Below are 4,434 nucleotides of genomic sequence, written 5' to 3' on the forward strand. Positions count from 1 at the left end.
GATGCCTGGGCGGCGGCGGCCGGCTTCCATGTGGGCCAGGTGGGTGCGCGAGATGATCGTCCGCTCGCTCAGCTGCTCCTGCGTGAGCCCCACCCGCGGCGAGGCCTGCCGCGGTGAGCCCGGCCGTGTGGAGGCGGCCCCGGCAGAACGCGGCGAGGCTCACGGCGTCCGTGATCCGGCCGGCCCGGACGGCGGCCTCGGCTCCACCGGAGTGGGCGTGCCCGCCGGCCGGGAAGCGCCCGTCGGCGAGCACGAGGAGCGCCGCGCGGCCGGCGAAGCCCCTCTCCTCGGTGATCGTGGGGGACGTCATCAGAAGAGGAAGTAGCGCTGGGCGAGGGGCAGTTCCTCGGCGGGGGCCGGTTCGACGGCTTCGCCGTCGATGGTCACGGTGAAGGTGTCGGCGTCGACCTCGACCCGGGGCAGGGCGTCGTTCTCCCGCATGTCCGCCTTGGTGACCCGCCGCGTGTTCTTGATCGCGACGAACTTCCGGTCCAGGCCGAGGCGTTCGGGGAGGTCGTCCTCGATGGCGGTCTGGGTGACGAAGTTCAGGGAGTTGCCCGCCGGTGCCTTGCCGAGCGCCCCGAACATCGGCCGGGGCAGGATCGGCTGGGGGGTGGGGATGGAGGCGTTGGCGTCGCCCATCTGCGCGTAGGCGATCTGGCCGCCCTTCAGCACGACCAGCGGCTTCACCCCGAAGAAGGCGGGCTCCCACAGCACCAGGTCGGCGAGCTTGCCGGTCTCGACCGAGCCGATCTCGTGGTCGAGGCCCTGGGCCACCGCCGGGTTGATCGTGTACTTGGCGACATAGCGACGTGCCCGGTGGTTGTCGGCGCGTCCGTCCCCCGGCAGCGCGCCCCGGCGCTTCTTCATCACGTGCGCGGTCTGCCAGGTGCGCATGACGACCTCGCCGATGCGCCCCATGGCCTGCGAGTCGGAGGAGATGATCGAGATGGCGCCGAGGTCGTGCAGCACGTCCTCGGCGGCGATGGTCGAGGGCCGGATGCGGGACTCGGCGAAGGCGAGGTCCTCCGGGACGGCCGGGTTGAGGTGGTGACAGACCATCAGCATGTCGAGGTGTTCCTCGATCGTGTTGATGGTGTGCGGCCGGGTCGGGTTGGTGGAGCTGGGCAGGACGTACGGCTCGGAGACCACGGTGATGATGTCCGGCGCGTGCCCGCCGCCCGCGCCCTCGGTGTGGTACGCGTGGATGGTGCGCCCCGCGATGGCGGCGAGGGTGTCGCCGACGAACCCGGCCTCGTTCAGGGTGTCGGTGTGGATGGCGAGTTGGGCGCCGCTCGCGTCGCAGACGGTGAGGCAGGCATCGATGACGGCGGGGGTCGCGCCCCAGTCCTCGTGGATCTTGAACCCGATTGCTCCGCCCCGCAGTTGGGAGTACATGGCCTCGCGGGACATCGTGTTGCCCTTGCCGAGCAGACCGATGTTGACCGGGGAGTTCTCCAGGGCCGCGAACATCCCGGCGAGGTGCCAGGGTCCCGGGGTGACGGTGGTCGCCTTGGTGCCTTCGGCGGGTCCCGTGCCGCCGCCGACGAGGGTCGTGATGCCGGAGGCGAGGGCCTCGTCGATGATGGTCGGCGCGATGAAGTGGATGTGGGTGTCGATCCCGCCGGCCGTGACGATCCGGCCGTTTCCCACGATCACCTCGGTCTCCGGACCGATGACCAGGTCCGGGTGGACCCCGTCCATGGTGTCGGGGTTGCCGGCTTTGCCGATGCCGGTGATCCGGCCGTCGCGGATGCCGATGTCGGCCTTGATCACGCCCCAGTGGTCGATGATCACGGCGCCCGTGATCACGGTGTCGGGGGCGCCCTCGGCCCGGGTCGTGCGGGCCTGGCCCATCGACTCGCGGATGACCTTGCCGCCGCCGAAGACGGCTTCGTCGCCGGCGCGGCCGGGGCCCCCGGAGCGGTCCTCCTCGATCTCGACGAGGAGGTCGGTGTCGGCGAGCCGGATGCGGTCACCGGTGGTGGGGCCGAACAGGTCGGCGTAGACGGCGCGGTGCAGCTCAGGCACGGTCGCCTCCGTTCGCGTGGATCACGTCGCTCGTGGCGCGCGCCTCGTGCGTGTCGAGGGGGCCCGCGGTCTCGCCGCGCAGGCCGGGGACGATCCGGCGGCCCGCCAGCGGGACGAGCTCGACCTCGACCGGGATGCCGGGCTCGAAGCGCACGGCCGTGCCGGCGGCGATGTGCAGCCGTAGGCCGCGCGCGGCGGCGCGGTCGAAGTCGAGACCGGGGTTGGCCTCGGCGAAGTGGTAGTGGGAGCCGACCTGGACGGGCCGGTCGGCGGCGTTGAGGACGGTGAGACGGGTGACCGGACGGCCCTCGTTGAGGGCGACGGAACCTTCACCGAAAAGGATTTCTCCGGGAATCATCGGCGGCGCTCCCCCGTCACACGATCGGGTCATGGACGGTGACGAGCTTGGTGCCGTCCGGGAAGGTGGCCTCGACCTGGACGTCGTGGATCATCTCCGGGATCCCGGCCATCACGTCGTCGCGGGTGAGCACCTTGCGGCCGGAGGCCATGAGCTCCGCGACGGTCCTGCCGTCGCGGGCGCCCTCCAGGATGTGGGTGGTGATCAGGGCGACGGCCTCGGGGTGGTTGAGCTTCACGCCGCGGGCCCTGCGCTTCTCGGCCACGTCGGCGGCCACATGGATGAGCAGGCGTTCCTGCTCGTGCGGCGTCAATTGCACGCTTCCACCTCACAGTCGTCCACCGGGCAGGTCCCCGGACAGCAGCGGACCTTACCGACCGTCAACACTCTGTTGAACTGCGGTGATGGTCCACCCGGCCAGACATTGCACGTTAGGGCGGAAGTTTTTCCGGCGCGTTAACTCGGGCTTTGCGTCTCCATGGACATGAGCCCGCGCAGGCCGTCCTGGATCGTCTCGACGTCGACGTCGCCGAAGAGCGCCTGCTGCGCGATGAAGCCCTGAGCGGTGGCGATGAGGGTGCGGGCCATCCGGTCGGCGTCCACGTCGGCCGTCATCAGCCCGGTCTCGCGGTAGACCTCCACGAGCTCCGCCCAGAGGACGCGCATGCCGTGGAAGCCGCTCGCGAGGGTCTCGTACAGCGCCTCGTCGCGCAGGGTCTCGGACCACACCTGGAGGATGAGCCGTGCGAAGGCCTGGCGGTCCGCGCCGGGGATCCGCTCCTCAAGGACGAGCCGCAGGACGGCCCCGAGCAGGACGTCGGGCGTGGGCGGCGGCGTGGCCTTCGAGGCGTCGGTGAAGGCGCCCCGGATGGCGGTGAAGGCCTCCGCGGCGATGGCCGCGATCAGCTCCTCCTTGCCGCTGAAGTAGCGGTACACGGCGCCGGCCGAGAGGCCCACCTCGGTCAGGACGTCCTGCATGGACGTGGCATGGAAGCCGTTACGGGCGAAGCAGCGCGCGGCGCCGTCGAGGATCTGACGGCGGCGGGCGTCGAGGTGTTCCTGGGAGACGCGGGCCATGATCCCAACCTAAAACGAACATTCATTCTTGACAAGCGACCACTCCGGCGGGACAGTGGCGACAACGGTAAAACGAACGATCCTTCTCTTTGAATCGAGTCCCTCATGCCCGCCACCACCCGCAAGACCCTCGCGGTGCTGGTACTGATCCCGGTCGTCGTGGCCCTGGCCCTGTGGGCCTTCGCCTGGCCCGCCGCCCGGATCGCCCCGCGCGACCTGCCCATCGGCGTCGCGGGCCCGGCCACCGCCACAGCCCCGCTGGAACAGCGCCTCGCCGAGCGCGACGGCGCCTTCGACGTGCACCGCTACGACTCCGAGGCCGCCGCCCGCGAGGCGATCGAGGACCGGGTCGTATACGGCGCGGTGGTCGTGACCCCGCAAGGACCCGAACTGCTGACCGCCTCGGCCGCGAGCCCCGTCGTCGCCGGGCTGCTGCGCGAGGCCGTCACCGCCCAGGTCCCGGCCGGCACCCCGCTCACGGTGACCGATGTCGTCCCGTCCCCCGCCGGCGACCCACGCGGCAGCGCGTTCGGGGCGGGCCTCTTCCCGCTGGTCCTGGCCGGCGCGGCCTCCGGCATCGTGGTGACCGTCCTCGGTCTGCGCGGGGCACGGGCGGCGGGCACCCTCCTCGGCGCGGCGGCGCTCGCGGGGATCACCGGCGCCACGCTCGCCCACAGCTGGCTCGGCGTGCTCGCCGGTGACTGGTGGGCCGAGGCCGGGGTCCTCGGCCTGACCGTGCTCGCGATCGGCGCGGGGATCGCGGGGCTCGCCGCGCTCATCGGCCGGGCGGGCATCGGTATCGGGGCGCTGCTGATGATCCTGCTGGGCAACCCGTTCTCGGGTGTCGCGAGCGCGCCCGAACTCCTGCCGGCCCCGGTGGGCATGCTCGGCCAGTGGCTCCCGCCGGGCGCGGGCGGTTCGGCGCTGCGCTCGGTCGCCTTCTTCGACGGGGCGGGCGCGGGCACGGC

At 71.8% G+C, this 4,434-nt stretch carries 6 protein-coding genes; 1 reads left to right on the forward strand and 5 read right to left on the reverse strand.

Features of this window, described 5'->3' with window-relative positions; genetic code table 11:
* The 5 genes from AB0E14_RS39440 to AB0E14_RS39460 all read right to left on the reverse strand — a co-directional run.
* A partial coding sequence (locus AB0E14_RS39440; RefSeq protein WP_362430337.1) for a helix-turn-helix transcriptional regulator occupies window positions 1-93 on the reverse strand: 93 nt, incomplete at its 3' end.
* A gap of 216 nt (window positions 94-309) precedes the next feature.
* On the reverse strand, window positions 310-2,031 hold the full coding sequence (locus tag AB0E14_RS39445) for an urease subunit alpha (RefSeq protein WP_362430324.1): 1,722 nt from the start codon (window positions 2,029-2,031) through the stop codon (window positions 310-312).
* Window positions 2,024-2,389 (reverse strand): urease subunit beta, encoded by a 366-nt coding sequence (locus AB0E14_RS39450; protein WP_362430327.1) that lies wholly within the window; start codon window positions 2,387-2,389, stop codon window positions 2,024-2,026. Before AB0E14_RS39450 ends, AB0E14_RS39445 begins: the two co-directional genes overlap by 8 nt.
* Before the next feature lie 16 nt (window positions 2,390-2,405).
* Window positions 2,406-2,708 (reverse strand): urease subunit gamma, encoded by a 303-nt coding sequence (locus AB0E14_RS39455; protein WP_362357112.1) that lies wholly within the window; start codon window positions 2,706-2,708, stop codon window positions 2,406-2,408.
* Between the two features lie 137 nt (window positions 2,709-2,845).
* Window positions 2,846-3,466, reverse strand: a complete 621-nt coding sequence (locus AB0E14_RS39460) for a TetR/AcrR family transcriptional regulator (protein ID WP_362430331.1) — start codon at window positions 3,464-3,466, stop codon at window positions 2,846-2,848.
* A gap of 105 nt (window positions 3,467-3,571) precedes the next feature.
* Here AB0E14_RS39460 and AB0E14_RS39465 point away from each other — a divergent pair.
* Window positions 3,572-4,434, forward strand: an 863-nt coding sequence (locus tag AB0E14_RS39465; protein ID WP_362430334.1) for an ABC transporter permease, incomplete at its 3' end; no start/stop codon positions are given.

Origin of the sequence: Streptomyces sp. NPDC047981, from assembly GCF_040653315.1 — a bacterium.
In the GTDB taxonomy this organism is placed as follows: domain Bacteria; phylum Actinomycetota; class Actinomycetes; order Streptomycetales; family Streptomycetaceae; genus Streptomyces.

Bases quoted from the DNA above. Each gene is read 5' to 3' on its own strand.
- AB0E14_RS39460 (WP_362430331.1), bottom strand. From the start codon at position 3,466: ATGGCCCGCGTCTCCCAGGAACACCTCGACGCCCGCCGCCGTCAGATC.
- AB0E14_RS39450 (WP_362430327.1), bottom strand. From the start codon at position 2,389: ATGATTCCCGGAGAAATCCTTTTCGGTGAAGGTTCCGTCGCCCTCAAC.